Origin of the sequence: Streptomyces sp. NPDC097619 (genome assembly GCF_040302735.1) — a bacterium.
GTDB lineage: Bacteria > Actinomycetota > Actinomycetes > Streptomycetales > Streptomycetaceae > Streptomyces.
Map to the genome: position 1 here is coordinate 1 of NZ_JBEOSD010000038.1, position 24,629 is coordinate 24,629.

Sequence of the window (24,629 nt, forward strand, 5' to 3'; positions counted from 1 at the left end):
GCGGGGCGGGGCGCGGATCGGGCAGCCCTGGCCACCAGGTCGGTGCGGCGGGTGCGGGCGGCGAGCGCGTCGGCGACCTTGCGGCGGGTGATGCCCGTCAGCCAGGCAGGTACGGTCCCGCGGTCGGGCCGGAAGTTGGCCCGACCTTGCCAGGCGGCCACGAACACCTGTTGCGTGAGGTCCTCGGCGTCCTGACGGTCTCCCAAGGAGCGGAAAGCGAGGGCCTGCACGAAGCGGCCCCAACGGTGGTAGGCCGCATCCAGGCTGCGGGGGTCTCCGCAGACCAAGCCGCGTGCGATCCGCTCATCGGCCAGGTCGCGGGGAAGCTCGGCGGCCACACGGTCCGCTGTGCCATGGACGGTCATCGGAGCCTCCTGATCGCGGACGGCCGCTCCGGGCCGGCCAGGTCGAGGACAGTGCTCACGCTCCCTGCGGCCACATCCGTGCGACAAGTCGCATCGTTTCTGCACCGAATCGTTCTCGGGTGGCGAGGAGTCCGAGTACCGATCCCGCCCGCACCCCCGGCCCCGTTCCGCCTTGCCGGGCCCCCTCGACGATGCCCTGTCGAGGCAACCTCTGTCGCAGCCCTCCCGGCGGGTTTTCCGAGGTTTCGCGGTCGCCCGTCGTCGCGGCAGAAGACTGCGCCCGGTGTTCGGCACGCTGCGGGCTGCGGTTTGCGGGCTGCGGGGATCGTCCATCCGATGTGGATCGCCTCGCACACGGCATCGAAGACCCGCCCCGGGGTAGGAGGTCGTCCATGTCAGCGACACCAGATCAGGACGAGACGAACATGGCCGTCAGGCTGGGCTTCCAGCCAGGTCAGGTGGTCCAGGAAATCGGATACGCAGAGGACGTCGACCAACAGCTCCGCGAGGCCATCGAGCAAGCGACGGGCACGGAGTTGGTCGACGAGGACTACGACGACATCGCCGACGCGGTGCTCCTGTGGTTCCGCGAGGACGACGGGGACCTCACCGACATCCTGGTCGACGCCATCGCCTACACGGAGGAAGGCGGCTCGATCCTCCTCCTGACGCCGAAGTCCGGACGCGACGGCTACGTCGAGCCCAGCGAGATCGGGGAGGCTTCCACCACCGCGGGCCTGTCCGCGACGCGGAGCATCAACGCGGGCAAGGAGTGGAACGGCGCCAGGCTCCTCGCACCGAAAGCAGCCAAGAAACGGTAACCCGACACGTTCCGGCCCCCTTCGCCGCGCGTGGTACCGCACGCCACGAAGGGGGCAGGTCCCCTTCGGGGTGAATCAGAGCCTGTAGTGGCTACTGTACGTTTCGGTTTCTGGTGGCCCGTGGGTGTCAGAGGGCGGCGGGGGGCACGGTCTCGGGGCCGTGCCAGTCCAGGCACAGGACGGTGGCGTCGTCCCTGGGCGGCCGACCGTCATAGGCGTCCGCGACGGCGCCGACCAGGGCGCGGACGACCTCGCGGGGGTGATCGTCGCCCGTTTTGCGGAGCAGACCGGCCAGATCGACGGTGTCGGCGTCGCGTTCCTGCATGCCGTCGGTGTGCAACAGGAGGCGGTCGCCCGGGCGCAGGTCGAGGTTCTGTACGTGGTAGGGGCCTTGGAGGGGGACTCCGAAGGGGAGGTCGACGGTCAGTTCGAGTTCGGTGACGGTGCCGTCGCGGAGGCGTAGGGGCCAGGGGTGGCCGGCGTTGACGACTTGGGCGTGGGTGCCGTCGAGGGCGATGCGCAGGAGTTGGCCGGTGGCGAGGGTGTGGTGGCCGTGGTCGAGGAGGGCTTGGTGGAGTTGGTGGGCTTGTTCGGGGAGGGATTCGCCGGCGCGGCGGGCGCCGCGGGAGGCGTTGACGAGGAGGGTGGCCATGAGGGAGGCGTTGACGTCGTGGCCCATGGCGTCGGTGATCGACAGGTGCAGGGTGTGCTGGTCGAGGCTGTAGTCGTAGGTGTCGCCGGCGATGTCGGAAGCGGGCACGAGGGCTCCGGCAAGGGTGAACTGGGGTGCTTCGCAGGCGGAGGCGGCCGGCAGGAGCTGGCGTTGGATCTCGGCGGAGAGGCTGACGGTGGTGGTGCGGTTGCCCCAGTGGTAGAGGTCGGTGAAGCGGCGGTCGGTGACGATGATGTACGCCAGCGCGTGGGCGGCTTCCCCGACGTGTTCCAGGACGCCGGGGGCGAGGTCGGTGAGGAAGAGCTCCAGGACGCCGATGGTGTCCCCGCGGTTGGTCACCGGCGCCAGGACCCGCTGCCCGTCGCCCCGGTCGGCCGTCACCACCACGTGCTGGCCGCGCAGGACCTCGTCGTAGACGTCACTTCCCTCCAGGGGCACCTGCGCAGCACGGCCCTCACGTGGCGGACCCGCGGTGTCGTGGACGCGCAGCAGGCGTCGGCCGACGACGTCGACGAACAGGAACGACACGTACGTGGCACCGAACCGCTCGCGTAGGTCGCGTGCCACGACGTCGAGGGAATTCACCGGCGCCGCGGCCTCCGCCGCCGCCAGCACACCGGCCAGACCGCTCCGCTCATCCACCACGTCAACCTCCTCGTCATCTTCTCCTTCTCATTCCCGGAAACGACGGGAGGACGAAGCGGACACCGGCGTTCCCGGAGGGGATGCCCTCCGTTGCCGGTCGGTGGCGGGCGGGAAGTCCCCCCTCGGCGTCGGCTGGTGCGAGAAATCGACCTCTCCGAGCACCGCCGGAGCGGGCCCCCGCGGGCGCGCAACGGCGGCCGACGCGCGGACCGGTCTCGTTCATGGCAGCCAGCCCCCTCTGATCGCCGGAAACGTGCCACGGGAGGACTCTTCGACCGTACCCCCGTCCCACCGCCACCGGCAGACCGGGATCAGCGCGTCGACCGGCCTCGGACCACGTGGGGAAATCTGCCCGCGACCCGGCGGACGACCAACCCATCACGCGCCCCCGACGGCTACGGAGCTGTTGCGCTCCGGTGCCCCCGCGGGGCGGGATGGGGTCAGGAGGCCGGCCCTGGGTCCTGGGGGTCGTCAGCGTCCTTGTTCCGGGTGTCGGCCGCTGTGCGGGCCAGCGCGGTGCGCAGGTGGCGGACAGCGTGTTCCGCGTCGGCGAGTTCGCTGGTGGTGGGCAGGACGGTGCCGAACGCGCGGCCGCGGTCGACCGTCAGGGCCCGCCAGTGCAGGACGGGGGTGAGGACCGTGCTCGTGGTGGCGAGGAACCAGGCGAGGTGTCCGTGCGTGCGGGCGGTGGCGAGCGCGAGGACGGCCAGTGCTTCGCGGAGGTGTTCCAGCCGCTGGAGGCCGGGGAGCATTTCCTGGAAGCCGGGTGGGCCGATCACCGCTGCCAGGGAGTCGGCGGCCCGGCGAGCGAGGTCCCCGTCTTCGGAGCTCACCTCCCAGGTACCGTCCCGGACCAGTCGGTCGGCCTCCTCGGCCAACGCGGCCACCTGGGCGCGAAGGGTGGCCCGGGGTTGCCCCAGGACCGGTCCACCCGGCACGGGGGTGTTCACCGGTCCCCTTGCACGGGCCCGGCCCGGTCCCGGGGGAAGGCGGAGTCGGGAGCGTAGGTGAACAACGTGGTCGTGCATGTCAGGACGAACAGCCGCGCCAGTTGCCGCGGCACCTCGCCCACCAGGACCAGGCGGTCGCGAATGCCGAGCAGGAAATGGAGGAAGGAGGAATCCGCGAACGCGACCCGGGACACGTCGGCCATCAGTCGGGCGCCGCCCACGTCCTGCGAGACCGCTTGGAGGACGGGCCGGGAGTCCATGTCGAATTCGCCGGAAAGCGACACCCATACCGTCCCGGGGGGACCCGGGCGGGAGTCGATCACCGCCCGACAGCGAGCGGACGCGTACACACGAACATGTTCGGATTGCGAGGTCAGGCGGTCCATCGCTGCCCTCCCGGTAGTAAGGAGTGGCCCTCCCCTTCCAGGTACGGGAAGGAAGTGCGTGACCCTACGGCGGCCACGCGATCGAAGAGGTCCGTACCGGAAGCACCCCACCACACTTGTCAGGGGGATGCGGCAGCGCGGGTCACACCAACGGCTACTGGTTCACCTACCCCGAAACGAACGCCCGACCCGCTCCCGTCCGGCCGTGGCATGCAGGGGCCTCCCTCGCCGCCCCGCCCCGCCCCGATTACCCCCGGCCCTTTCACGGACCGGCGGCGTGCCGGGGCGGGCGCCGGGCCACCGCCGGCGTTCGTCGCCTCCTTGCCGGACGCTCCTCGACGGGGCGGGACAGTGGCAGGCTCCAGGTTGTCGCGTACGTCGTCGTTCGTGTCCTCCGGGGGGTGACGCGGGACCCGGGGGGACGGTCTCGCGCACTCGGCTCACTCGGGGAAGTTGGGGGGATCCGCTCCAGTCGCGGCAGCGGTCTCCTTTCGTCCCCGCCGGGCGAGCCCCGTCCCTCACCGCGTACGACGCCTCGTGTGCTGCCACACACGGGCCATGAAACGGTACGGGGCGGGCAGGTGCTCCCCAGAGTCATCGAGCTTCACGGTGAGACGACCCGAGCGCGAGGGCGGTGGTAGGGATGGGCAGACGAGCCCGTGTGCCGCCCGGAGGTCCCGCACCGCCCCAAGACCTCTTGGAGCTGGCCTGCGACGCAGGCCGTGACTATTCGAGCTGGCGACGCCGGTTGGCCGATGCCGACGGGGAGAGCCGCTGGATCCGGCTGTTCCGGGCCGCCGACGTGGTGGTCTGGGCCCTGAGTTGGAGCAGTTTGCCGGCGGGCACGACCTACCTCGACCACGAAGGAGTGCGGGGGGCCGTGTTCGTGGCACGGGGAGGTCTCGCACACGAGCGGGCCCGCCTGGGCTGTGCCCCACACTCGGAACAGGTCGGCGCCGGCCACGGCTTCTGCTTCGACGAAACGTTCTTTCACCGGATGTACGCGGTGGCTGACGCCGGACCCACCGTCACGGTGCACGTGTTCGAAGCGGCACCCTTCGACACCGGCAGCACTTCCGAACGGTGCGATCCGGTCCTCGGCCTGGGTCTGCCGTAGCTGCGCATCGAACCCACCGAACCGGCCCTCGGCACGGCTCGACAACCGCCGGTGAACCGCCTTGCACGGGCGGAGGTCGCCCGAAAGGGGCACGAATCCCATGAGGAAACCGTTGGGGCAACGCCCCCTTCACGGGGGCCTGGACACCTCGGCCCGCCCGTACAGGTACCCGGACCCGGCCCTCTTCCGAGACGCGACCGCTGTCCCGGAGGGCGCCCGGGAGCGAGTCAACCGTCGTTGGGGCGAGATCCTGCAGGAAACGCGCGTCGCCCAGACCGGCGGCCAGATCCTCTTCGGACTGCTCCTGAGCATCGCCTTCACGAACCGCTTCGAGAGTCTGTCCGCCTTCGGGCACGGCCTGTACATCGTCACGGTGGTGCTGGGAGCGTCCTCGACGGCGGCACTCATCGCGCCCGTCTCCATCCACCGGTGCCTGAGCGGGCTCCGGCTCAAGCACCAAGTGGTCGAAACCGCGGGCAAAATGATGGCCTACGGCATCGTCCTTCTGGCCCTGACCATCGCCTCCACCCTGCTGCTCATCCTCACCCTCGTGCTTCCCGCCCCCCTGGCCCTCCTGATCGTCGCCGGCGTCATGGTCTGGTTCGTGCTCTGCTGGTACGTGCTACCGCTGCGGTTGCGCCGTCGAGCACGACGACCCAGGTGACGGTGAAGCCGGACTCACCGGACCCGGTAGAGGTGACCATGCCCTTCTGTTCAGGGTGTCGACCAGACCGACCTGCTTGACGGCGGTCACCGGCGTGGACAGGGCCGCGTTGTCGAGACCTGCATCGCCCCTGACATGCACATGCGCCCCCTCGGCCGGACCGTCCACCTACTGGAGACGGCCCGACTGGAGGGCCGCTCCGACGAACCCCTCCGCGAGCACGAGACCACCACCATCGACGCCCGGCGCGCCCCCCCTCGAACCCGCCGGGGTCGGGACGGGCTCCTGCTGGTGATGGGGATGGACCACCGGCCCGCACGGCACGCCGTGGGCTCCCTGGCGCGTCACCCCGGACTGAGCGCCTACTTCGACCGCGTCATCCAGGCCGACACGTCCGCCGGGACCTTCGCGGAAGCACTCGCCGTCATCGGCGACTCCGGACCCACCAACGTCCTGACACGGCTGAGGGACCGGTTCTTTCCCGACGAGTAAGTCGAGGACCTCCTGCCGGCCGGGACGTAGCGCGCCTCGTTCGCGCCGGTGGGCCGAGGCCGTCGCCGGCCTCGGCCGAGTGAGGCGTCTGATCACCGACAGCAAGGCCTCACAGGCCGTCGCACCTGCGGAGGATCGTCCGCCGCACGATCCACCCGCCCCGGAGAGCTCGTCAGGCGGCGTGTTGGGGGCGGCGGAGTTCGGCGCGGCCGAAGAGGAGGGCGTAGCCGTCGGGGAGTCGGTGGAGGATGCGGTCGAGGAGTTCGGGTCCGGTGAGGCGGGCGACGATGTTGAGGACGGCGCCGGTGTCCCAGCGGGCGACGGCCGGGGAGGTGCCGGTGCGGGTGGCGAGGTCCTTGACGAAGCCCCAGCCGGTGAGGGGTTCGTTGTCGGGGATCTGGGCGGTGAGGGCGAGGGCGGCTTCGACGGGGAGGCGGTGGGCGAGTTCGACGCGTTCGTCGCCGACGATCTGACGGCCCAGGGCGGCGAGGACGTTGCGGACGGCTTCGTCGGCGCGTTCGCGGGTGGGGTAGGCGCCCTCGTAGCGGACGCGTTCCAGCATCTGCTCGAACGTCATGGCCGGCTGTGCCAGGTTCGGGAGGAGCTGGTCGTGCATGGTGCGGTCGCCTTTCTGCTCGGGCGTGGGGTCAGTGGTGGAGTCGGGTGTGGTGGGTGTGGCCGAAGAGGAGGTCGTAGCCGGGTGGGAGTTGGAGCAGGATCCGGTCGAGGAGGTCCTCGTCCACGGTGGCCGCGACGGTGGACAGAACGGCGCCGATGTCCCACAGGGCGGTTCGTTCGGTGGCGCCTTCGATCCAGGCCGCAGTGGCGCGGACGAAGCGCTCCGGGGTGAGCGGTTCCGCGGCCCGTAGCGGGTTGAGGAGGACCAGCGAGTAGGTTTCGGGGAGTCGGGCGGCGAGATCGGCCCTCACGGTCCCGACGAGGTGCGCCCCCAGCAAGGCCAGGACCACACGGGCCGCGCGTTCGGCTTCTTCCCGGCCGGTGTACTCGCCTCTCTCCCGGATGCGGTCGAGGAAGGTACCCGACTGAATCGGCATCTCAGTCACCTCCGCGGGAGGGGATGAGGAAGGCCCGGGTGACGGCGGAGGACGGGGCGAGGGGGGAGCCCCGAGCCATCCTCCGCCGCCACGGCGGGTTGTCGGCGTTGCGGGCGTTCGGCAGGCTCAGCCGGAGATCTGCTTGTGGTCCGACCGGCCGTTGATCGCGATCTTGCGGGGCTTGGCGCGTTCGGCGATCGGGATCCGCAGGGTCAGGACGCCGGCCTCGTAGTCGGCTTCGATGCGCTCGGTGTCGAGGGTGTCGGCAAGCATGACCTGCCGGGAGAAGACACCGAGGGGCCGCTCGGAGAGCTCCATCTGCGCGGTGTCGGCCTTCGGGCCCGGGCGGCGTTCCGCCTTGACGGTCAGCATGTTCCGCTCGACATCGATCTCGATCGCCTCGGTCGACACGCCCGGAAGGTCGAACGCGATCACGTAGGCGTCGCCTTCGCGGTAGGCGTCCATGGGCATCGCGGACGGCTTCGACCACGTCCCCGACGTCCCCGACAGCTGCTGGAAGATCCGGTCCATCTCACGGAACGGGTCAGTGCGCATCAACATCTGGACAACACCTCCGGTCGGTTCAGGCAGGAACTGCCAATGCGCTTCAACGTGCCTCCGTTGTAACATGTCATCGAAACGATGACAAGCAAGATGTCATCCACCCGACGACAAGAGGTCGATCATGACCGAAGCCGACCCCCACCCCCCACCGATCACCTTCACAGCAGCCACGACCGCATTGGAGGCCATCGAGCAGGCCGTCCGACACGCCCGACAGCAACACCCGGACGCAGCCCCCGTACGCGAGGAAGCGCCACAACCGGAGGCCGTCGGCGGGAAACCCGACCCGCAGGTCGTCCTGGCGGCACTACAGACGCTGCGCGAGGTCCGTGAGCAGCTCGCGGGCTGGGAGAGCGTGCTCATCGAGACCGCGCGTGATCAGGGAGCGAGCTGGACCGATCTGGCCGCGCCCCTGGGCGTCGCCAGCCGGCAGGCCGCCGAACGCCGCTACCTCCGCCTGCGCCCCGGCGCGGCCGGGTCCACCGGCGAGCAACGGGTCCAAGCCACCCGCGACGCGCGCGCCGCGGATCGCACCGTCACCGACTGGGCCCGCGGCAACGCCGCCGACCTACGCCGCCTCGCCAGCCAGATCACCGCCCTGACCGGACTCCACGAAGACGCCCGAGACGCCATGAACGACCTCAACCACGCACTCGCCGCAGCCGACGCGGCCGAACTCGTCCGCCCCCTCACCGACACCCGCGCCCACCTCCGCCCCCAGGACGCCGACATCGCCGACCGCATCGACGCCCTCACCCGCCACACCAACCGACTCCGCCAGAACAGCAACAACCAACGCAAGACCTGAACCGGACCGATACCGACGCCCGACGACATCCCCCACATCCCCGACATGCCCGTACCCGCAGCCACGACGCCCCTCGGCCGCGCCCGAACGTGACGCGGACCAGCCGACCCCCCGCTCCCCCGCACGGCTCCGGCCTCGGCGTCTACCGGTGGGTCGTGAAACGGACCATCCCCTGGTTCCACGGCTTTCACCGGCTCCGCATTCAATCGGAACGACGCAACGACACCGCGCCCGGCCTCCTGCGGTGCTCACGCCCGCCATTGCCAGGCGCGCAGCACCGTCGGCCCGCGTGTCCGTTCCAGTGCCCGTGGCTGCACCCGGGCAGCGGCCGGGCGGCGAATCAGATGATCAGTACTTTGTCCTCGACGTAGCGGGAGACAGGCCATGGAGCTACGAGGTGCGCGGATCCTCCTGCCAGGTGCCACCGGCGAGATCGGGGCGGCGCTCGCCGTACGGCTGCACGCCCTCGGTGCCCTCCCGGCGCTGGCCGGCCGTGACCGCGATGCCCTCAGCCGCGTCTCGGTGGCGTGCGCGCACGCTCCCGCCCGCGCCTTCGATGCCTGGGACACCGCGTCCTGCGCGACGACGGTCGACTGGGCGGAGGCGGAACTGGGCGGTCTGGACGGCGTCGTCACGTGCCTGGGAGTCGCAGCCTTCGGGCCGGCCGGAGAGGTTGAGGACGCGGTGGCGGAACACCTGATGGCGGTGAACGCGCTCGCCCCCATGGCGTTCCTGCGGGCCGCCGCGGGCCGGTTGCCCGAGGGCGGGGTCCTCGCGGCCGTCACCGGGATCGTCGCCGAGGCAGCCCCGGCCCGGATGGCGGACTACGCCGCCGCCAAGGCCGCGCTGGCCACCTGGGTGACGGCGGTCCGCCGTGAGCAGCGACGCCGGGGAGTGACCGTGTTGGAGATCAACCTGCCGCACATGGACACGGGATTCGCCGGACGCGCCGTGGTGGGGCGAGCGCCGCGGCTGCCACGGGGGCTGCCCGTTCCGGAGGCGGTGGCGGCGATCGCGCGGGCGATCTCCGAAGGAGCGAGTCTGGTTCGTCCCGGCAGCGGTGCGGTCCTCGAAATCGCGCGGTAGGTCCGACATGCCGAAGAGACGAATCGCGCACAGCTCCTCGTTCCGGGGCGACCGGCCCGCTGAGCCGCTCACCCCGCAGGCCCCGCGCCCTGTGCGGCACGTGCTGTTCCGGCAGCGGTGGCGGGACCTGGTGTTCCTGCACTGGCCCGCCGACGCGTTCGAGGTGGCCCGGCTACTGCCGGCCGGTACCGTGCCTGACCTACACCAGGGTCGGGCCTACGTCGGCCTGGTCTTCTTTCGCATGGAGAACCTCGCCTTCGGCCGCACGCCTGCCCTGCCGTACCTGGGGTGCTTCGGCGAGGTCAACGTTCGCCTGTACAGTCGCGATGCCGCAGGGCGGCGCGGGGTGGTGTTCCGGTCGCTGGACTGTGACCGGCTGTTGCCCGTATTGATGGCCCGCGGCGCGTTCGGCCTGACGTACCGGTGGTCCCGCGTTCAGGACCAATGGTTCGACAGCCGACTGCTGTACCGCACCAGTCGGCGCCGGGGTTCACGTGCCGGGGCACGGGTGTGGCTGGATGTCGCGGACGAGCAGGTGGCGGCCACGCCGCTGGAGGAGTTCCTCACCCAGCGCTGGGGGCTGCACCAGGGATTTCTCGGGCGCACCTACTACCTGCCGAACGCGCACCCTGCCTGGTCCTTCCGCAGGTGCACCCTGATGGGCTGGGAGGAGGACCTGGTCGCGGCGGCCGGGCTGTCGAGAGCTGAGGGCGAACCCGTGAGCGTCCTGTACTCGCCGGGCCTCCCGGTGGTCTTCGGCCCGCCGGAGCCCGTGGGCCGACCAGACGAGCAGACGGGTTGACGCACCCCGGCACCCCTAAGGCGTCGTGCGACCTTTGCAGCGGGCGTCGCGAGTGATCGAGAGCCCGCGCTGGAAGGGCCGTCCGGCCTGCGGGTTCCGGCGGAACGGGAGCGGCGCTTCGCGGGGCGGATGCGCGAGTGGACCGAAACGGGGCACAGGTGTCGAAGCGTGGACTGGGCACATGGGCCCCGACGCCCGGGCGGTCACCCGCTCTCATCCCTCGACGGCGACCGCCCGGGCGTCGGGGCACGGCACCGCCACGTCCTGGGCCCTCGCGCGCGGCGGTGCGCGATGACCGGGCTACCCGCGGCCGGAGCTGTTCTGGATGGGCAACGACCCCGACCAACCTCAGGATCAGGACTGCGATCGCGGCCCACCACAGGACCTTCACCGCGGAACCGGCACCGAACAGGATCAGAGGGCTGTGAAGGCGTCCCGGACGGTGTCGACGCGGCCGGGTCGAGGCCTCCGGTGTGACAGTGCAGGCAGGGGCCGCGGGTCACGCAGTTCACCTCTGGGCATCGATCGCACCCGGCCCGACCGAGACATCTCTCGATGCGTGTGCCATCCGTCGGCCCCCGGGAACGGTAAGGGGTCGATCAGGTTCGCCGTCCTCGCAGTGCCGAACAACATCCTTCTGGCCGAGCCGGGTGACGGGCCGCTTGTTCGGGTACCGGACATGAAGATAGTCGGCACGGTCCGTCAGCCTTGCTCCCCGCGCCGTTCGGCCAGCAGCAACGTATCCCGCCGGCCAGGCCCGGGCGCCGTCGCGATGGGGGCACGGGTGCAGGTACCCGTCCGGTGGCCGGCCGGGCCCGACCGGGGTGTCGGGCCCGGCCACTGTCAGTCGGTTGCGTTGCCGTCCCGTTCGTAGTTCGCCAGGGCGAGCCCCAAGGCGAAGAAGGTCGGCGCCCACTCCCCGACGAAGATTCCCCAGCGGTCCGCCCGTTCGAGGTCCTCCCGCCGGTTTGAGGCGAGCCAGGACGCGAGGGACAAGCCGATCGATCCGACGGCGGCGAGGTAGGCGTGCTCGCTGCGCAGGCCTGCATCGTGAAGAGCCTTGACGACCATCTCGGGATTCCTTCCATACGAGACGTGGAGGCTGCGAGCGATTCCCTGGCGCGATCCACCCTGGACATCGCCAAGCTCACAGAACGCTCTTTATGCGGACATTCCACCTTGATGGTCGGTGCGGATGCACCTGTGGTGACATTCCGCCCACCGGCGGAGCAATCGGAATCGGGCCTGGAGAAAGTCGGCCGTGAGGTGAAACCACTCGGCGACCCCTCGGCGAAGGCTTCCCCGACACAGGGTTCGAGACCTTCTCGACTGCTCGAAAGGATGCTGGTCATGAATTCTCGCTCCGCAGGTGCCGCGATGGTTCTGGGCACCGCCGCTCTCCTCACCCTCGGTTCCGGCGCCCCCGTGCTGGCCGCCTCGCAGGCCGACGAGGCGACCGTGTCCGTCCTGCACGCCGTCCCCGGCCTCACCGTGGACGTGTACGCGGGCGACAAGGAGCTGCTGCCGGACTTCACTCCGGGCACGTTGACCGATCCGCTCAAGCTCCCGGCAGGGTCGTACGACATCAAGGTCTTCAAGGACGGCGAGGGCCCCAAGGGCACCCCGGCCATCGAGAAGTCCGTGGAGGTCACGGCCGGTTCCAACGCCACCCTGGTCGCCCACTTGACGGCCGACGGCAAGCCGACGCTGGACGCCTTCGTCAACGACACCTCGAAGGTGCCGGCCGGCAAGGCCCGCCTCACCGTCAGGCACGTCGCCGCCGCGCCCGCGGTGGACGTACGGGCGGGCGGGACCCCGGTGTTCAAGGGGCTGGAGAACCCCAAGGAGGCCAAGGCCGAGGTGGATGCCGGCAGCATCTCCGCCGATGTCGTCCTCGCGGGCACCGACACGGTCGCCCTCGGCCCGGCCACCCTCGATTTGGCCGAGGGAAGCAACACGGTGGTCTACGCCTGGGGCAGTGCCACCGACAAGAACCTCGCCCTGAAGACCCAGACCATCGGAGGTATGCACTCCGCGCCCTCCGGCGTCCCCGCCGGTGAGACGGGACAGGCCACGTCGGTCGACCGCACCGCGCAGGTCGGCGCGCTCTCCGTCGGAGCGCTCATCGCCCTGGGCACGGCCGGATTCCTCCTGCGCCGTCGCACGGACGTCGGCTGACCTCTGCAAGCAGCCGCGGGTGCGGCCGTCGGCCTCCGGGCGACGGCCGCACCCGCGGCTCCCCCCACCCACATGCTCCGGAAAGGCTTTGACGTCATGGCAAGGTCCCTCACGGGGCGACGGCGGATTCTCGGACTTGTCGTGGGGATGACGGGCGTCCTTCTGAGCGTCCTGCTGGCGGTGACGCTCACGCGCGCTGCCTCCGGCACCTCGACCGATTTCGGAGCGGCCCCATCCGTGAACACCCGCGCCGAATCCGTCACTTCGGCGGAGGAGAAGCCGTCGCCATCGCAGACGGAACCCGACGACGCCCCGATGTCGAAAATCCCGGCTCCGACGTTCATGCACATCCCCCGACTGGGCTTGAGTGCCCCGATCGACCCGGTGGGGGTCGCGCCGGACGGACAGGTCGTCGTACCGGAGGACCCCGATCGAGTGGGCTGGTACCGCTTCTCCCCGCCCCCTGGATCCTCCGCAGGGTCCTCGGTGATCGTGGGCCATGTGGACGCGACCGGGCGCGGCCTCGGCGTCCTGGCGGCGCTGAGCAAGGTCGAGAAGGGCGATGGGGTCGCCGTGGAGCGGCCGGGAGGGACCGCGGTCACCTACCGCATCGTCTCTCGCCGCACGGTGGCCAAGGACGCGCTGGGGGAGTCGGAGGCGTTCCGCCGAGATGGACCACACCTGCTCACCCTCATCACCTGCGCCGCACCATACGTGCGTGAGAGGGGCGGATATCAGAACAACCTGGTCGTCACCGCAGTGGCGGTGCCCAGGTGAAGGGATCCTGGGGCGGTGAACAGGTTCTTGCCGCTAGTGTTGCGGTCGTGACCACCGATGCGGACGACAGCCTCGGCGAGCGCTTCGCCGCCGGCGACGAGGCGTCGCTGAACGAGGCCTACCGGCAGTGGGGTCCGCTCGTCTACACCCTCGCGATCCGCAAGCTCGGCGACACGGAAGAAGCCAAGGACGTCACCCAACAGGTGTTCGTCGGGGCCTGGGACAGCCGGAAGACCTTCGACCCCGCGCGGGCGTCCTTGAAGACCTGGATCATGGGCATCGCGCACAAGAAGATCGTCGACGCGCTGCGTCGGCGATCTCGCCACCTACGCGACGTGGAGGCCGTCATGGCCGTCTCCGGCGCGGCCGACTCGTCGGTACCGCTGACCGAGTCACTGCTGGAGTACGTCACGCTCATGCGTGAGATGGAGACCCTCCCCGATCAACAGCAGCAGGTCCTCAAGATGGCGTTCTACGAGGACCTGTCCCAGTCCCAGATCGCCGAACGCACCGGCCTGCCGCTCGGAACGGTGAAAACATACACGCGCCGCGGACTGATGCGGTTGAAGAAGCGGTTGGAGGTGGACGGTGCAGCACACCGATGAAGAAACCCTGGTGATGATGGCACTCGGGGAGAGCCCGGACCCGTCGGCCTCCCTGCACCTGCACCGATGCACGCTCTGCAGCAAGGAACTGGCCGCCCTCCGCAACCTCGTGAACGTGGCCAAGGAGCCCGGTCACGAAGAGGAACTCCTCACCCCGCCGGACAGCGTGTGGGCGGGCATCGCCGCCGAGCTCCGGCTGCCGGCGCAGGCGGCTGACAAGCACGTCCTCCACGACGCCCCCCGGGCAGCACCGCCCTCGGTCACACCGGGTGTCAAAGCCGGTCGCATGAGCCGCTTCACCGTGGCGCTGGCTGCCTGCGCCGCGTTGCTGGGAGCCGCCTCGGGCAGTGCGATCACCTGGTGGGCCACCCGCTCCGAGGACCCGCCCGCACGCACCGTGGCCGAAGGTCGTCCTCTGGATGCCCTGCGTGCCAGCTCCGCGGGATACGCGCGCATGGAAGATCGCAGCGGCAGCCGCACCCTCGACATCGTCGTGAAGGGCCTCCCCCGGACGACCGGGTACTTCGAGGTGTGGCTCATGGACCGGACCCACACCAAGCTGGTGTCGATGGGCGTCCTCGGCCCGGACGGTAGGGCGACCCTCCCGGTTCCGGCCAACATCGACCTGGACGAGTACTCCGTCGTCGACGTTTCGCTCCAGCCCTACAACGGCAAGCCCGACCACTCGGGCGACAGCCTCGTCCGCGGGGCCTACGCAAGCTGACGTCCCGCGGTCGGTCCTCCACCGAAGCTCGGTCCAGCCGAGCCCGTGGACCTCGTCCTTCTCGTCCTCATGTTGCTCGTCATGTTCGATGGAGGAGTCCGAGCACCGGGGAAGCTCGGTTCCGTTCGAGGATCAGAGCCCTTCCACCGACCCGCCGCTGCACATCTCCCCGGTGCGCACCGGTCGGGCCGGGCAACGGGGCGGTTGCCGAGCCCCGGACGTACGAGGGGCTCGCCGTACTCGTGCCGGGTCCTTCTTGCGCGCGGCCCCACGGCGTCGGGGCTCGTGGGGTTCTCGGCGTGACACTGTCATCGGACCCACTGGAGGGTGGGCGGCTCGATGCGCGGTCGTTTCATGCGCTGTTGCTGCTCGTATGGTGTTCGGGCCTCGGCTCGGTGGTGGACTGGTAGATCTTCGTGAGGTCCCGGGCCATGTCCGCGATCGCGTAGCGGGTGGTCACGGTCTCGCGGGCGGCGCGTCCCCAGTGTCGGCGTTGCTCCGGTGGGACGGAGGCGATTTTGCGGAGGCCGGACGCGAGACCTGCGGCGGTGGAGGTGTCCAGCAGGATTCCGTTTTCTTCGTGGCGCAGGTAGTGCGCGACTCCTCCGCGACGGGGCCCTGCGGCGGGAAGGCCGGCTTCCATGGCCTCCAGGATGGCGAGCCCGAACTCTTCTTTGGCGCTGGGGCAGACGTACCAGGCCGGTGTGCCGTGAACGGGATCTGCCAGGGCGTGCTCGAGGCGCCGGACGGTGTCGTTGGGCATGGCGGGCATCAGGGCCAGCCGGCGTGCCGCGAGGGGGTCGCGGGCGCGGAGCAGGGTGTCGATGGTGGAGCGCATGCGCTGCTCGTGGGGGGACGGGTCATGGGGGGTGCCACCGATCACGACGAGGGTGGTGGTGCGCCACAGTTCGGTTGTCAGCCAGGTGTGGACCAGGAGGTCTTGTTGTTTGACGGGGTGCAAGCGGCCCACGCAAAGGAGCAGGGGCAGGGTCCGATCGTCGGGGGACAGGGTGGCGGCGTGGGAGTCGCCTGCGAAGAGTCGGTCGAGGAGTCTGCGCCGTAGGGCTTCTTCGTGTGGGGTGGGTGTGTAGGGAGCGATGCCTTCGGGAGGGGCGGGCGGGCCTTGCGGGCCGTAGCGGGTGCGCAGGACGGGGAAGTAGCGGAGGAGGTCGTCAGGGCCGGTGCGTCCGGGTATGGCGATCACGGTGTCGGCTCGGGCGACCAGACGGTCGGCGCAGAAGACGCGGTGGAGGTCGTCGCGGAGGGTCTTCTCTGCGGCGGTGTCGCCGGGGTGGGCTCGGGTGTGTTTGCGGACAAGGGTCCGGTGCGGGTCCGGGGGTGGCGGTGAAGAGCAGGCGGGCTCCGGTCCGGGTCGCTGCGTGGGCCAGCGCGAGGGCCGCTTCGTCCGCGTACCGGACGTGGACGAGGTCCGGGATCGCAGACAGGGAGGTGAAGAGGCGTTCGGCCCACCAGGCGAGTGCGGGCCGGTGGTGGCGCCAGTCGTCCGGGTGAGGAGCGGTGGGGGCGTCGATGGGCAGTCGGAGCATCCAGTGGTCCGCGGCGCGCTGGAGGAGGAGGCGGGGGTCGCGTGCGAGGCGTCGTGGTCGGCGGTCACCACCGTCAGCACACGGTCGATGCCGTCGTGTGCCGCGAGCTGGTCTCCGAGGGCGGCGAGGAGGACGGCCATGCCTCCGCTCGCGCCCTGGCCCGGTGTGTCGAGGTCGCCGTGCAGCATGGTCTGGGCGACGGTGATTCCGTGTGGGCTGCCGCAGTCCTGCGGCTCGGGGTCGGGTGAGTCGAGGAGAAGTCGCTCGTAGGCGTCCTCGGCGGTGCCGGCCGCGGGCAGGTGCGGCGGACCGTCGGGCAGAAGGTGCAGGTAGCGCCAGGCCGCGTGGCGCACGGTCCGGTCCGGGGTGGCTGCTCTTCGCGCGGCCTCCGCGGCCGGCAGGGGGCGCAGCCCCGTGGATGTGGCGCAGTCGAGGAGGAACGCGGTGCGGGTGGTGTCGGGCGCCTCGTGCAGGAGGCGGGCCAGGGTTTCCTCGGCATGGGCGGTCCCGAAGTGCCGGACCGTGTCGGGCCACATTTCGCCCAGTACGGAGGAGACCGTGGGATGGTCATGGGCGTGTGACAGGAGGGCCTCGGGGGTGAGGGGGACGTCGAGGCGGCAGGCCCGGCGCAGGGAAGCCACGACGACGTCCTCCCGGTTCGGGCGTGGGGGCGTACCGGAGGCGGCCATGAGGAGGGGGCGAGGTCCGTACTCGGCGTCCAGCAGCATCCTGGCGCTGCCGTGCGTCCAGGGTGGCTCTCCGGTGGGTCGCTGTTGCCCGCGAGGGCCGTAGTAGAAGGCGTCTCGGGCCGAGGCGAGGGGATCCGGCTCGGCCGCGGTAGAGGCGGTGGGGGTGCTCCCCCGTTCCGGCGTGAATTCGGCCACCACGGCTCCTTCGTACGGACGAACGCAGACGCAGCGGGTTCCGATGCCGGGTGTCCTGTGGATGCACCCGGCACCGGAATCGGAGGTCCGTCGATCATGGTCGACCGTGCTGTGCATCCGGGGGCGGGGTCGAAGGGGAAGTGCTCTACATGCCTCGCGTCGTGGTCGTCAGTCCGCCCTTCCGCTCTCACGCCGCACCGCTGTCCGTGCTCGCCGGCGCGTTGCGCGAGCGCGGCGCGGATGTGGTCTTCGCCTGCACGGAGGCGTTCGAGGACCTCGCCGTGGGAGCGGGTCTGCGCTTCGTGCGGCTGGCGGTGACGCGGAAGGCCAACACGGGGGTCGCGGAGACGACGGCACAGGACCCGACGGAGGCCGGCAGGCTGACGGAGTTCCTGGACGCCACCCGGCAGGGCTCGATCGCAGCGCTGGCCACGCAGGCGCGGCACCGCCGGGCGGACATGCTCGCCGAGCCGGAGGCCGTGCTGGCACGGCTGCGCGCACTCGACGAGCACACCCGGCCCGACTGGTACGTGGTCGACCAGCTCGCCTACTGCGCGACACTCGCCCTGCACTGCCTGAGGGCCCGGTACGCGACGTACTGCCCGGGGCATCCGACGTACGTCCCGGGGGCCCCGACGTCCTCTTCGGTGTCCCTTACGACTGGCCGACGGCGCTGCGCCCCGATCCTCAGGTCCTGTCCCGGCTCGAAGACGCCGCACGGGACAACGACCGCACCTTCACCACCCTGTTCGAGTCGTTCCGGCAGCGCTTTGCTCCCGGGGCCCCGAGTCCGGGCCTCGCGTTCGCGCTGACCTCTCCACATGCCGTGCTGTACGCGTACCCCCACCTGCCGTGGCTGCCTCTCCCGCCCCGGGGGCCCTAGCACGTCTTCGCCGGACACATGACGGGCGCCCCGCCGTCTCTGGATCATGCGTGGGCGCGCACCCTGCGCAGGCTGCGGCGGACCGCGGACCGAATCGTGCTCTTGGCACTGGGCACCTTCCTGTCGGCGCGCGACGACGTCCTGCGCACCGTGGTGACGGGGGCGCTGAGGAGCACGACCAGGACGGCGTTGATCGTCTCCGCGGGCGGGAGGACGGACGAGCTCGCCGACCTGGCCGCAGAGGACGTCGTCATCGCCCCGTCCGTCCCGCAGCAGGCCCTCCTCCCGCACGTGGACGCGATGGTGCACCACGGTGGGAACAATTCCTTCACCGAGTGCCTGCGCTCGGGGGTGCCCGCACTGATCCTGCCGTTCTCCAGCGACCAGTTCGCCATCGCACGGGACGCAGAACGCTTGGGCGTGGGGCTCGTACGCGACCCGAATGCCCTGCACCCCGGCGACATCCCGCGGACGCTCGACACACTGCTCACGGTCACCGCCCCCGCCATGGCCGGTTGGGCACGCGCGCTCGACGCATCCGGACCGGGCCACGCGGCGGCACGACTGCTCGAGGTGATGGGGCGGGAGGGTCCCCGGGTCCGCATCGCGCAGCCACCGACCGATCATCGACGTCATTCGGCCCTTGAGTAGGCATTCTGCCCCCCGGGCCATGGTGGGAGGCCGCGCGCCCAGCGGAGTCTGCCTGCGCCTGGGGGCGTCAGGCGGTCTCGGTCCGCTGCGCCGTCTCCCTCGCTCTGCCTCATGTGCGGGTGTGCGGCGCCTGCGAGGGTGGTCAGGAAGCCGGGCACTGCGGTATCGACGGCAGAGAGGGGCGGGGACGACCCTGTCGGGAAGGTTGAGGCGGCGTCCACCCGACGGGGAAGCGCGTCCTCGGCGGCGACTGTGCCGGGCAGGACCCAGGTGCCGGTGAGGACGACCACCTCTTCTCCCGGAGGCAGGGGCCGGGAGGGTGGGATCGGGTCCGGGCCCCTGCCGGTTGTCATCGGTGTTCGATGCCGATCTGAAGGTTGACGAGGGACTGGGGGACGTTGGCGTCGGTCGTCCAGGTGCTGAAGTCGGTGCCCTTGGTGAAGGTGACGGTGAAGCGGGGGTCGGTCTCGAAGGTGGTGGCAGTCGCCGCCTTGTGCACGCGGGTGGCTGCCAGGGCTCGTGCGGTGGTGCGGAAGGAGTACGGCGTGGCGTCGGGGTTGGCCTGGGAGGAGAAGACGTCGGTGTTGGCGGGGATCGCGGCAGTACCCGTCGGGCGGACGGGGTGCTTGTCGGGGGCGGGCAGTGCGGCCCAGGAGCGGGGCCGGTACCTGTCGCCGTCGGTCAGGTAGGTGTAGCGGGCGCCGTGCAGGCTCCAGCCGGAATCACCCGAGCGGATGCGGGCCCGGCGCAGGTCGAGGACGGCGACGCCCTGGGGGCCCAGCACTGTCATGCGCTCACGACTGCTGCCGGGTGCGTCGACGACGAGGGCGGTGTTCTCCTCCAGGGCGTAGACGCGGTCGTGTCCGGTGTCGGCGGCGAGGCGGTAGGCCCGGCCTTCGCGTCCGTAGGCGCCGGTGTGGGTGTCGATGAGGCCGGAGGTGAGGAATCCGAATCCGCCTTGGGGGATGTGGCCGAGGCGGGTGGGGTCGTCGAAGTAGCCGGGGGCGCTGCCGTCGCGCAGGGCTTCGTAGGATTCGCCGCCGGTGACCATGTGGGGTCCGGAGGCGATCTGTGCTCCGGCGGAGGATCCGGCGATCACGGCTCCGTGGGCGAGTTTGGCTCGGATGGCCGCCAGGACCGCGGTGTCCTGGTGGGAGGGGCCGCGCAGGAGGGTGGTGATGTAGCGGTACTGATCGCCGCCGCCGAAGAAGAAGCCGGTCATGGAGTTGACCTGGTCGACGACGGTGGGGTCGTCGGCATTGGTGATGTGGTCGAGGTCCACAGGGATCCACTGGGCGTCGGCGGCGCCGTGCTGCCGGAACAGGTCGGCGTAGTAGGCGCCGTTACACGCCGAGTTGCTGCAGGTGGCGGGGTCGTCGGCGTTCGGGTCCCGGCTCTCCGGGACGGAGGCGGCGGTGATGACGCCGATGCGGGCCGCGGCGCCGCCGGCACGTCGGATGATCTCGCCGTAGACGGCCTTGTTGTCGGCCTTGAGGCCGCCTCCGATCAGCACCAGGGATCCCGCGGGGCGGTCGGCGGGTCGGGGTCCGGCCTGGGCGGCCGGGGTCATGGTGAGGAGGGTGAGGGCGACGCTGCACGTCAGGACGGTGCGGCGGGCAGGTCGGAGCGAGACGCGCATGGTGCCTCCGTGACTGGTGAGTACGCGGTCGGGGTGTGGGGGGCGTGCGGGCCTCCGCCCCGGGTGCCGGGGCGGAGGCGGTGGGGATCAGGGGGTGCGGGCGTCGCCGAGGTCGGCGATGAGCGCGGCCAGCATCGCGATGCGCTCGGGGACGGTGGAGACGTCGAGCCATTCCTGGGGGGTGTGGTCGGCGCCTCCGACGGGGCCCAGACCGTCGAGGGTCGGAACGCCCGTGCCCGCGATGAGGTTGGCGTCACCCACCCCGCCGGTGGCGGCCGCGCCGAACTCCACACCGGCGGCTCGTCCGGCCCGTTGCGCCGTCTGGAGCATGCGGCGCGAGGCGGGCGTGTCCTCCATGGGCGGGCAGAGGTCGAGCCGCTCGACGTCGATGCCGGTGCCCGGTACGGCCGGGTGGGCGGCGGTCTCCCGAATGGCCCGTTCGACCCGCTGGACATCGGCGGTCGTGGCCGCACGGACTTCGACCCTGAGCTCGGCTTGCGGGCAGACGATGTTGGCGCGGGTGCCGGCGCGGACGACGCCGACGTTGACCGTCACGTCGTCCCAGTGCCCGTTGAGGGCTTGGAGGGCGACGACGAGGTGGGCGGCAGCCAGTGCCGCGTTGGCTCCGCGTTCGGGTTCGATGCCCGCGTGCGCGGCCCTGCCCGTGACGGTGAGCAGGAAATCGGCTACGCCCTTGCGGGCGATGACGAGGTCGCCGTTCTCGCGGGCGCATTCGAGGCCGAGGCCGTAGTGCGTCCCGCGGGCGGTTTTCTCGATCAGGTCGCGCGATGACGGCGAGCCGATCTCCTCGTCGGGTGTGGCCAGGAAGACCAGCTCGTCGTAGGCGTCCGTTCGGTGTTCGGCCAGGATTTCCAGGGCGGCGAGGCCTGCGAGGAGGCCTCCCTTGTCGTCGCTGACTCCGGGTCCCGTGGCGGTGACTCCGTCGCATCGGAAGGGGCGGGCGGCCGCGGTGCCGTCGTCGAACACGGTGTCCATGTGACCGGCGAGGAGGATCCGGCGACCGCCGTCGGCTTCGGGGAGGCTGCCGCGTCTGCGGCCGATCACCGCGTCCCCGCTGCGCCGCGGCCCGTCGGGGGCGAAGCGGATTCGTTCCACTGCGAAACCCAGGCGGAGCAGGCGGTCCATCACCCAGTCGGCGACCTCGTTGACGCCGTCGGGGCTGTAGGAGCCTGAGTCGATGGACACCAGCGCTTCCAGGTCGCGCAGGTACCGGGTGAGGTGGGTGCGGGCCAGGTCCAGGAGTTCGGCGGTGTGCTCCTGCCGGGCGGCTGCGGGGCTCACAGGACCTTGGACAGGAATGCGCGGGTGCGCTCCTGCTCGGGGTCGACCAGGACGCGTCGGGGGTCGCCGGCTTCCACGACGACGCCTTCGTCCATGAACACCGCCGTGTCGCCGACCTCGCGCGCGAAGCCGATCTCGTGGGTGACGACGACCATGGTCATGCCGTCGGCGGCGAGCCGGCGCATCACGTCGAGTACGTCGCCGACGAGTTCGGGGTCGAGCGCGGAGGTCGGTTCGTCGAACAGCATCAGTTTCGGCTGCATCGCCAGGGCTCGGGCGATCGCCACCCGCTGCTGCTGTCCGCCGGACAGCTGAGCAGGGTAGTGGCCGGCCCGGTCACCGAGTCCTACCTGAGCGAGCAACGCGTGGGCGTGCTCCAGGGCCTCGCCCCGGGAGACGCCGGCGACCTTGACCGGGGCTTCGACGACGTTCTCGACCGCCGTCATGTGCGGGAAGAGGTTGAAACGCTGGAACACCATGCCGATGTCCCGCCGTCGGGCGGCGACCTCACGTTCGCGCAGTTCGTACAGCCGGTCGCCCTGCTGACGGTAGCCGACGAGGTCACCGTCCACGGTGAGCCTGCCGCCGTCGACTTTCTCCAGGTGGTTGATGCACCGCAGGAAGGTGGACTTGCCCGACCCGGAGGGGCCCAGCAGGCAGCAGACCTGCCCGCGCTCGACCGTGAGGTCGATGCCCTGGAGGACTTCCAACCCTGCGAACCGCTTGCGTACACCTTCGGCACGCACCATGGCCGTGCTCATCGGTTCCGCTCCTTGTCGTTCTTTCGGCCCGGTGCTCTTCCGGCGCCCGCCGTGCCCAGGAGGCGGCGCAGCGGTGAGGCTCCGGAGCCGCGGACGGTACCTCGGCCGTAGCGGCGTTCCAGCCACGCCTGGGGGATTCCCAGCAGGGTCACCAGGCCCAGGTACCAGAGGCTGGCCACGACGAGCATCGGGATGACCTGGTAGTTCTGCGCGTACACGGCCTGGATGTTCGACATGAGGTCGTTGGCGGAGATGACGGAGACCAGGGCGGTCATCTTCAGCATGTTGATGGTCTCGTTGCCCATCGGCGGGATGATGACCCGCATGGCCTGTGGCAGGACGATCCTGCGCATGGTCAGGGCGGGTCGCATGCCCAGGGAGTGGGCGGCTTCGGCCTGTCCGGGGTCCACGGACTGGATGCCGGCGCGGACGATCTCGGACGCGTAGGCGGCTTCGTTGAGTCCGAGGGCGAGGAGGGCGGCGACCGCCGGGGTGAGCAGGGAGTTGGTGTCGGCCTGGAAGAAGGTGACCTCGGTGAGGGGGATGCCGATCTTCACCTGGGAGTAGAGGGCGGCGGCGTAGCCCCAGAAGATGATCTGTACGAGCAGGGGGGTGCCGCGGAAGACCCAGACGAACAGGTTGGCCAGGCCGTAGAGAACCGGGCTGGACGACAGACGCATGACTGCGACCAGTGTTCCCAGGCCCAGGCCCAGGAGCATGGCGGCCGCGGTGAGCCACAAGGTGGTGGCCAGGCCGTCGAAGACCAGGTCGGCGAAGAGGTAGTCGCCGACGACGTCCCAGCGCAGGTTGTCGTTCTTGGCGAGGGATCCGATCACGCCGACGAGCGCGGCCACGGATGCCGCGGCGGCGGCCCAGCGGCCGTAGTTGCGGACGGGGACGATCTCCAGGGGCAGGTCCGGCATGTGTCCCTCCTCCCTGGACGGGTGTGCGGCCGGTGTGGTGGTGGCGGGCATCTCTAGTCCACCGCCGCGTTCTTGGTGGCCTTCTCGACGGCGATGGAGGCGACGCCATACTGGTCGTAGACCAGTGCCAGGGTGCCCTCGTCGATGAGGGCCTGGAGGGCCTTTTGGATGGCGTCGGTCAGTTCGGGCAGCTTCTTGTCCACGGCGATGCCGTTGGGGGAGGCGCCGTAGCCGCCGGGGGCCGCGGGGTCCTCCACCAGGTCGAAGGTGTTGCCGCTGTCGGCGGTCTTGGCGACCCAGCCTGCGGCGGGCTTGGTGAGGACCTGGGCGACGACCTTGCCCGCGCGCAGTGCCAGCTGGGCGTCGGAGTCCTTGGGGAAGGTCTGGATGTCGAGCCGCTCCCGGCCCGCCTTTTCGCAGGCCGCTTGGTGGTCCTTCAGGAGGTCGAGCTGGTTCGTGGCGGCCTGGACGGCGACCTTTCGTCCGCAGAGGTCGTCGAGCGTGGTGATCTTCGCCGGGTTTCCGTCCATGACCAGGACACCGGATCCCGAGCGCGAGTAGTCGACGAAGTCGACGACCTTCTGCCGTTCCTTGTTGTCGGTGATGGCCGACATGGCGACCTCGAACTTGCCGGCCTGGATGGCCGGGATGATGCCGTCGAACTTCTGCGGAGCGAACGCGAAGGACACGCCCAACTTGGCGCCCAGGGCCTGTCCGAGGTCGTAGTCCAGGCCGGTCAGCCGGCTGCTGCCCTCCTTCTCGAACATCTCGAAGGGCGCGTAGGGGACGTCCGTGGCCACTCGGACCCGGCCCGCCTTCTTGATCTTCTCCGGCAGGAGGCCGTGCAACGCCTGGTCCTTGTCGATCCGCACACCGGCGACGATGACGGGGCCGGCCGGGGTTGGTGCGGCATCGCCGCCGGAGTCGCCGCAGGCGCTGAGCGACACCAGCGCGGCGGCCACCGCCGCGGCCATCGCCATATGGCGGGAGGGACGAGTGTTCATGGAAACGCAGCCTCTCAGGGGGTGCCTCGCCGGCGGGATCCAGCCGCCGACCACAACCCGGAAGTTACAGATTCATCCTTACGCTGGCTAGATGTATCGCGCATTACGTTCATGTAACGCAGATCATCAGGGGATGATTGAGGACCTTAGGCGCCTAACATCCATATTTATTCGAGCCGTTTGAAGGCAGGTCCACTGAATCTGGTTGTACATCTTCCCGACATCGACAGCGGCTTGTATGTTCCGCTACCAATCCCCCGGAGAGCCCGCCCTTGGCGATGACGCTCCGTCGGCCGCCTCGTGCGGCTCCCCCGACCGCCCTT

The 24,629-nt window shown here is 70.5% G+C and carries 27 protein-coding genes and 1 pseudogene; 13 read left to right on the plus strand and 15 right to left on the minus strand.

Features of this window, described 5'->3' with window-relative positions:
- On the minus strand, positions 1 to 365 hold a 365-nt coding region (locus ABTZ17_RS13370; protein WP_352195706.1), incomplete at its 3' end, for a sigma factor.
- Positions 366 to 757: 392 nt separating this feature from the next.
- Here ABTZ17_RS13370 and ABTZ17_RS13375 point away from each other — a divergent pair.
- Positions 758 to 1,186: a DUF3052 domain-containing protein gene (locus tag ABTZ17_RS13375; RefSeq protein ID WP_352195707.1), complete on the plus strand. Its 429-nt coding sequence runs from the start codon at positions 758 to 760 to the stop codon at positions 1,184 to 1,186.
- Positions 1,187 to 1,313: 127 nt separating this feature from the next.
- Here the strand turns inward: ABTZ17_RS13375 and ABTZ17_RS13380 are convergent, their stop codons facing one another.
- From ABTZ17_RS13380 to ABTZ17_RS13390, 3 genes are all read right to left on the minus strand, one after another.
- On the minus strand, positions 1,314 to 2,504 hold the full coding sequence (locus ABTZ17_RS13380) for a PP2C family protein-serine/threonine phosphatase (protein ID WP_352195708.1): 1,191 nt from the start codon (positions 2,502 to 2,504) through the stop codon (positions 1,314 to 1,316).
- Positions 2,505 to 2,944: 440 nt separating this feature from the next.
- Entirely contained in the window at positions 2,945 to 3,454 is a 510-nt protein-coding gene (locus tag ABTZ17_RS13385) for a hypothetical protein (protein WP_352195709.1), read from the minus strand.
- The gene (locus tag ABTZ17_RS13390; RefSeq protein ID WP_352195710.1) at positions 3,451 to 3,738 is read right to left on the minus strand and encodes an STAS domain-containing protein; all 288 of its coding nucleotides are present in this window, start codon (positions 3,736 to 3,738) and stop codon (positions 3,451 to 3,453) included. The genes ABTZ17_RS13385 and ABTZ17_RS13390 overlap by 4 nt, the downstream gene beginning before the upstream one ends.
- 850 nt (positions 3,739 to 4,588) lie before the next feature.
- Here ABTZ17_RS13390 and ABTZ17_RS13395 point away from each other — a divergent pair.
- The 3 genes from ABTZ17_RS13395 to ABTZ17_RS36880 all read left to right on the plus strand — a co-directional run bounded on the left by ABTZ17_RS13395 (position 4,589) and on the right by ABTZ17_RS36880 (position 6,113).
- Complete coding sequence (locus ABTZ17_RS13395; protein ID WP_352195711.1) at positions 4,589 to 4,957, plus strand: cupin domain-containing protein; 369 nt, start codon at positions 4,589 to 4,591, stop codon at positions 4,955 to 4,957.
- A 100-nt stretch (positions 4,958 to 5,057) separates the two neighbouring features.
- A complete protein-coding gene (locus tag ABTZ17_RS13400) occupies positions 5,058 to 5,621 on the plus strand; it encodes a DUF6328 family protein (RefSeq protein ID WP_352195712.1) in 564 nt (187 codons plus the stop codon).
- A gap of 135 nt (positions 5,622 to 5,756) precedes the next feature.
- Positions 5,757 to 6,113: a hypothetical protein gene (locus ABTZ17_RS36880; RefSeq protein ID WP_502994664.1), complete on the plus strand. Its 357-nt coding sequence runs from the start codon at positions 5,757 to 5,759 to the stop codon at positions 6,111 to 6,113.
- 172 nt (positions 6,114 to 6,285) lie between these two features.
- Here ABTZ17_RS36880 and ABTZ17_RS13410 read toward each other — a convergent pair whose 3' ends face one another.
- From ABTZ17_RS13410 to ABTZ17_RS13420, 3 genes are all read right to left on the minus strand, one after another.
- On the minus strand, positions 6,286 to 6,729 hold the full coding sequence (locus ABTZ17_RS13410; RefSeq protein ID WP_352195713.1) for a DUF2267 domain-containing protein: 444 nt from the start codon (positions 6,727 to 6,729) through the stop codon (positions 6,286 to 6,288).
- Between the two features lie 31 nt (positions 6,730 to 6,760).
- Positions 6,761 to 7,168 (minus strand): DUF2267 domain-containing protein, encoded by a 408-nt coding sequence (locus ABTZ17_RS13415; protein ID WP_352195714.1) that lies wholly within the window; start codon positions 7,166 to 7,168, stop codon positions 6,761 to 6,763.
- Between the two features lie 126 nt (positions 7,169 to 7,294).
- Positions 7,295 to 7,729 (minus strand): Hsp20/alpha crystallin family protein, encoded by a 435-nt coding sequence (locus tag ABTZ17_RS13420; protein ID WP_352195715.1) that lies wholly within the window; start codon positions 7,727 to 7,729, stop codon positions 7,295 to 7,297.
- A 124-nt stretch (positions 7,730 to 7,853) separates the two neighbouring features.
- On the opposite strand from ABTZ17_RS13420, the gene ABTZ17_RS13425 reads away from it, so the two are divergent.
- The 3 genes from ABTZ17_RS13425 (at position 7,854) to ABTZ17_RS13440 (ending at position 10,428) form a co-directional block, all read left to right on the plus strand.
- Positions 7,854 to 8,540: an HSP18 transcriptional regulator gene (locus ABTZ17_RS13425; protein ID WP_352195716.1), complete on the plus strand. Its 687-nt coding sequence runs from the start codon at positions 7,854 to 7,856 to the stop codon at positions 8,538 to 8,540.
- A 384-nt stretch (positions 8,541 to 8,924) separates the two neighbouring features.
- Positions 8,925 to 9,626: an SDR family NAD(P)-dependent oxidoreductase gene (locus ABTZ17_RS13435; protein ID WP_352195717.1), complete on the plus strand. Its 702-nt coding sequence runs from the start codon at positions 8,925 to 8,927 to the stop codon at positions 9,624 to 9,626.
- A 7-nt stretch (positions 9,627 to 9,633) separates the two neighbouring features.
- Positions 9,634 to 10,428, plus strand: a complete 795-nt coding sequence (locus ABTZ17_RS13440; protein ID WP_352195718.1) for a YqjF family protein — start codon at positions 9,634 to 9,636, stop codon at positions 10,426 to 10,428.
- 322 nt (positions 10,429 to 10,750) lie between these two features.
- Here ABTZ17_RS13440 and ABTZ17_RS36885 read toward each other — a convergent pair.
- Together ABTZ17_RS36885 and ABTZ17_RS13445 are read right to left on the minus strand one after the other, a co-directional pair.
- Positions 10,751 to 10,846 (minus strand): annotated as a pseudogene (locus ABTZ17_RS36885) (hydrophobic protein); the annotation flags it as partial.
- Positions 10,847 to 11,271: 425 nt separating this feature from the next.
- On the minus strand, positions 11,272 to 11,499 hold the full coding sequence (locus ABTZ17_RS13445) for a hypothetical protein (RefSeq protein WP_352195719.1): 228 nt from the start codon (positions 11,497 to 11,499) through the stop codon (positions 11,272 to 11,274).
- 279 nt (positions 11,500 to 11,778) lie between these two features.
- Here ABTZ17_RS13445 and ABTZ17_RS13450 point away from each other — a divergent pair, with 279 nt between their 5' ends.
- The 4 genes from ABTZ17_RS13450 to ABTZ17_RS13465 all read left to right on the plus strand — a co-directional run bounded on the left by ABTZ17_RS13450 (position 11,779) and on the right by ABTZ17_RS13465 (position 14,712).
- A complete protein-coding gene (locus ABTZ17_RS13450) occupies positions 11,779 to 12,606 on the plus strand; it encodes a DUF4397 domain-containing protein (protein WP_352195720.1) in 828 nt (275 codons plus the stop codon).
- Positions 12,607 to 12,753: 147 nt separating this feature from the next.
- Positions 12,754 to 13,383, plus strand: coding sequence for a class F sortase (locus ABTZ17_RS13455; RefSeq protein ID WP_352195755.1), 630 nt, complete (start codon positions 12,754 to 12,756; stop codon positions 13,381 to 13,383).
- 47 nt (positions 13,384 to 13,430) lie between these two features.
- On the plus strand, positions 13,431 to 13,988 hold the full coding sequence (locus ABTZ17_RS13460; protein ID WP_352195721.1) for a sigma-70 family RNA polymerase sigma factor: 558 nt from the start codon (positions 13,431 to 13,433) through the stop codon (positions 13,986 to 13,988).
- The gene (locus ABTZ17_RS13465) at positions 13,972 to 14,712 is read left to right on the plus strand and encodes an anti-sigma factor (protein WP_352195722.1); all 741 of its coding nucleotides are present in this window, start codon (positions 13,972 to 13,974) and stop codon (positions 14,710 to 14,712) included. The genes ABTZ17_RS13460 and ABTZ17_RS13465 overlap by 17 nt, the downstream gene beginning before the upstream one ends.
- Positions 14,713 to 15,064: 352 nt before the next feature.
- On the opposite strand, the gene ABTZ17_RS13470 is transcribed toward ABTZ17_RS13465, so the two are convergent.
- The gene (locus ABTZ17_RS13470) at positions 15,065 to 17,143 is read right to left on the minus strand and encodes a glycosyltransferase family 4 protein (protein ID WP_352195723.1); all 2,079 of its coding nucleotides are present in this window, start codon (positions 17,141 to 17,143) and stop codon (positions 15,065 to 15,067) included.
- Positions 17,144 to 17,292: 149 nt separating this feature from the next.
- Here ABTZ17_RS13470 and ABTZ17_RS13475 point away from each other — a divergent pair, with 149 nt between their 5' ends.
- Together ABTZ17_RS13475 and ABTZ17_RS13480 are read left to right on the plus strand one after the other, a co-directional pair.
- On the plus strand, positions 17,293 to 17,955 hold the full coding sequence (locus ABTZ17_RS13475; protein WP_352195724.1) for a glycosyltransferase family protein: 663 nt from the start codon (positions 17,293 to 17,295) through the stop codon (positions 17,953 to 17,955).
- 167 nt (positions 17,956 to 18,122) lie between these two features.
- Positions 18,123 to 18,677 (plus strand): glycosyltransferase, encoded by a 555-nt coding sequence (locus ABTZ17_RS13480; protein WP_352195725.1) that lies wholly within the window; start codon positions 18,123 to 18,125, stop codon positions 18,675 to 18,677.
- A 349-nt stretch (positions 18,678 to 19,026) separates the two neighbouring features.
- Here ABTZ17_RS13480 and ABTZ17_RS13485 read toward each other — a convergent pair whose 3' ends face one another.
- From ABTZ17_RS13485 to ABTZ17_RS13505, 5 genes are all read right to left on the minus strand, one after another.
- A complete protein-coding gene (locus ABTZ17_RS13485; protein ID WP_352195726.1) occupies positions 19,027 to 20,316 on the minus strand; it encodes a cyanophycinase in 1,290 nt (429 codons plus the stop codon).
- 87 nt (positions 20,317 to 20,403) lie between these two features.
- Positions 20,404 to 21,618, minus strand: coding sequence for a M20 family metallopeptidase (locus ABTZ17_RS13490; protein WP_352195727.1), 1,215 nt, complete (start codon positions 21,616 to 21,618; stop codon positions 20,404 to 20,406).
- Positions 21,615 to 22,379: an amino acid ABC transporter ATP-binding protein gene (locus ABTZ17_RS13495; RefSeq protein ID WP_352195728.1), complete on the minus strand. Its 765-nt coding sequence runs from the start codon at positions 22,377 to 22,379 to the stop codon at positions 21,615 to 21,617. Before ABTZ17_RS13495 ends, ABTZ17_RS13490 begins: the two co-directional genes overlap by 4 nt.
- Positions 22,376 to 23,302, minus strand: a complete 927-nt coding sequence (locus ABTZ17_RS13500; protein WP_352195729.1) for an amino acid ABC transporter permease — start codon at positions 23,300 to 23,302, stop codon at positions 22,376 to 22,378. The genes ABTZ17_RS13495 and ABTZ17_RS13500 overlap by 4 nt, the downstream gene beginning before the upstream one ends.
- 53 nt (positions 23,303 to 23,355) lie before the next feature.
- Complete coding sequence (locus ABTZ17_RS13505) at positions 23,356 to 24,306, minus strand: ABC transporter substrate-binding protein (protein WP_352195730.1); 951 nt, start codon at positions 24,304 to 24,306, stop codon at positions 23,356 to 23,358.
- Positions 24,307 to 24,629: the final 323 nt, after the last annotated feature.

What these genes read in the sequence shown, in the direction of transcription:
- ABTZ17_RS13415 (WP_352195714.1), bottom strand. Translation starts at nt 7,168, where the DNA reads ATGCCGATTCAGTCGGGTACCTTCCTCGACCGCATCCGGGAGAGAGGC.
- ABTZ17_RS13485 (WP_352195726.1), bottom strand. Translation starts at nt 20,316, where the DNA reads ATGCGCGTCTCGCTCCGACCTGCCCGCCGCACCGTCCTGACGTGCAGC.
- ABTZ17_RS13410 (WP_352195713.1), bottom strand. Translation starts at nt 6,729, where the DNA reads ATGCACGACCAGCTCCTCCCGAACCTGGCACAGCCGGCCATGACGTTC.
- ABTZ17_RS13450 (WP_352195720.1), top strand. Translation starts at nt 11,779, where the DNA reads ATGAATTCTCGCTCCGCAGGTGCCGCGATGGTTCTGGGCACCGCCGCT.
- ABTZ17_RS13435 (WP_352195717.1), top strand. Translation starts at nt 8,925, where the DNA reads ATGGAGCTACGAGGTGCGCGGATCCTCCTGCCAGGTGCCACCGGCGAG.
- ABTZ17_RS13475 (WP_352195724.1), top strand. Translation starts at nt 17,293, where the DNA reads ATGCCTCGCGTCGTGGTCGTCAGTCCGCCCTTCCGCTCTCACGCCGCA.
- ABTZ17_RS13440 (WP_352195718.1), top strand. Translation starts at nt 9,634, where the DNA reads ATGCCGAAGAGACGAATCGCGCACAGCTCCTCGTTCCGGGGCGACCGG.
- ABTZ17_RS13425 (WP_352195716.1), top strand. Translation starts at nt 7,854, where the DNA reads ATGACCGAAGCCGACCCCCACCCCCCACCGATCACCTTCACAGCAGCC.
- ABTZ17_RS13375 (WP_352195707.1), top strand. Translation starts at nt 758, where the DNA reads ATGTCAGCGACACCAGATCAGGACGAGACGAACATGGCCGTCAGGCTG.
- ABTZ17_RS13455 (WP_352195755.1), top strand. Translation starts at nt 12,754, where the DNA reads ATGACGGGCGTCCTTCTGAGCGTCCTGCTGGCGGTGACGCTCACGCGC.
- ABTZ17_RS13500 (WP_352195729.1), bottom strand. Translation starts at nt 23,302, where the DNA reads ATGCCGGACCTGCCCCTGGAGATCGTCCCCGTCCGCAACTACGGCCGC.
- ABTZ17_RS13495 (WP_352195728.1), bottom strand. Translation starts at nt 22,379, where the DNA reads ATGAGCACGGCCATGGTGCGTGCCGAAGGTGTACGCAAGCGGTTCGCA.
- ABTZ17_RS13445 (WP_352195719.1), bottom strand. Translation starts at nt 11,499, where the DNA reads ATGGTCGTCAAGGCTCTTCACGATGCAGGCCTGCGCAGCGAGCACGCC.
- ABTZ17_RS36880 (WP_502994664.1), top strand. Translation starts at nt 5,757, where the DNA reads ATGCACATGCGCCCCCTCGGCCGGACCGTCCACCTACTGGAGACGGCC.
- ABTZ17_RS13505 (WP_352195730.1), bottom strand. Translation starts at nt 24,306, where the DNA reads ATGAACACTCGTCCCTCCCGCCATATGGCGATGGCCGCGGCGGTGGCC.
- ABTZ17_RS13420 (WP_352195715.1), bottom strand. Translation starts at nt 7,729, where the DNA reads ATGTTGATGCGCACTGACCCGTTCCGTGAGATGGACCGGATCTTCCAG.
- ABTZ17_RS13400 (WP_352195712.1), top strand. Translation starts at nt 5,058, where the DNA reads ATGAGGAAACCGTTGGGGCAACGCCCCCTTCACGGGGGCCTGGACACC.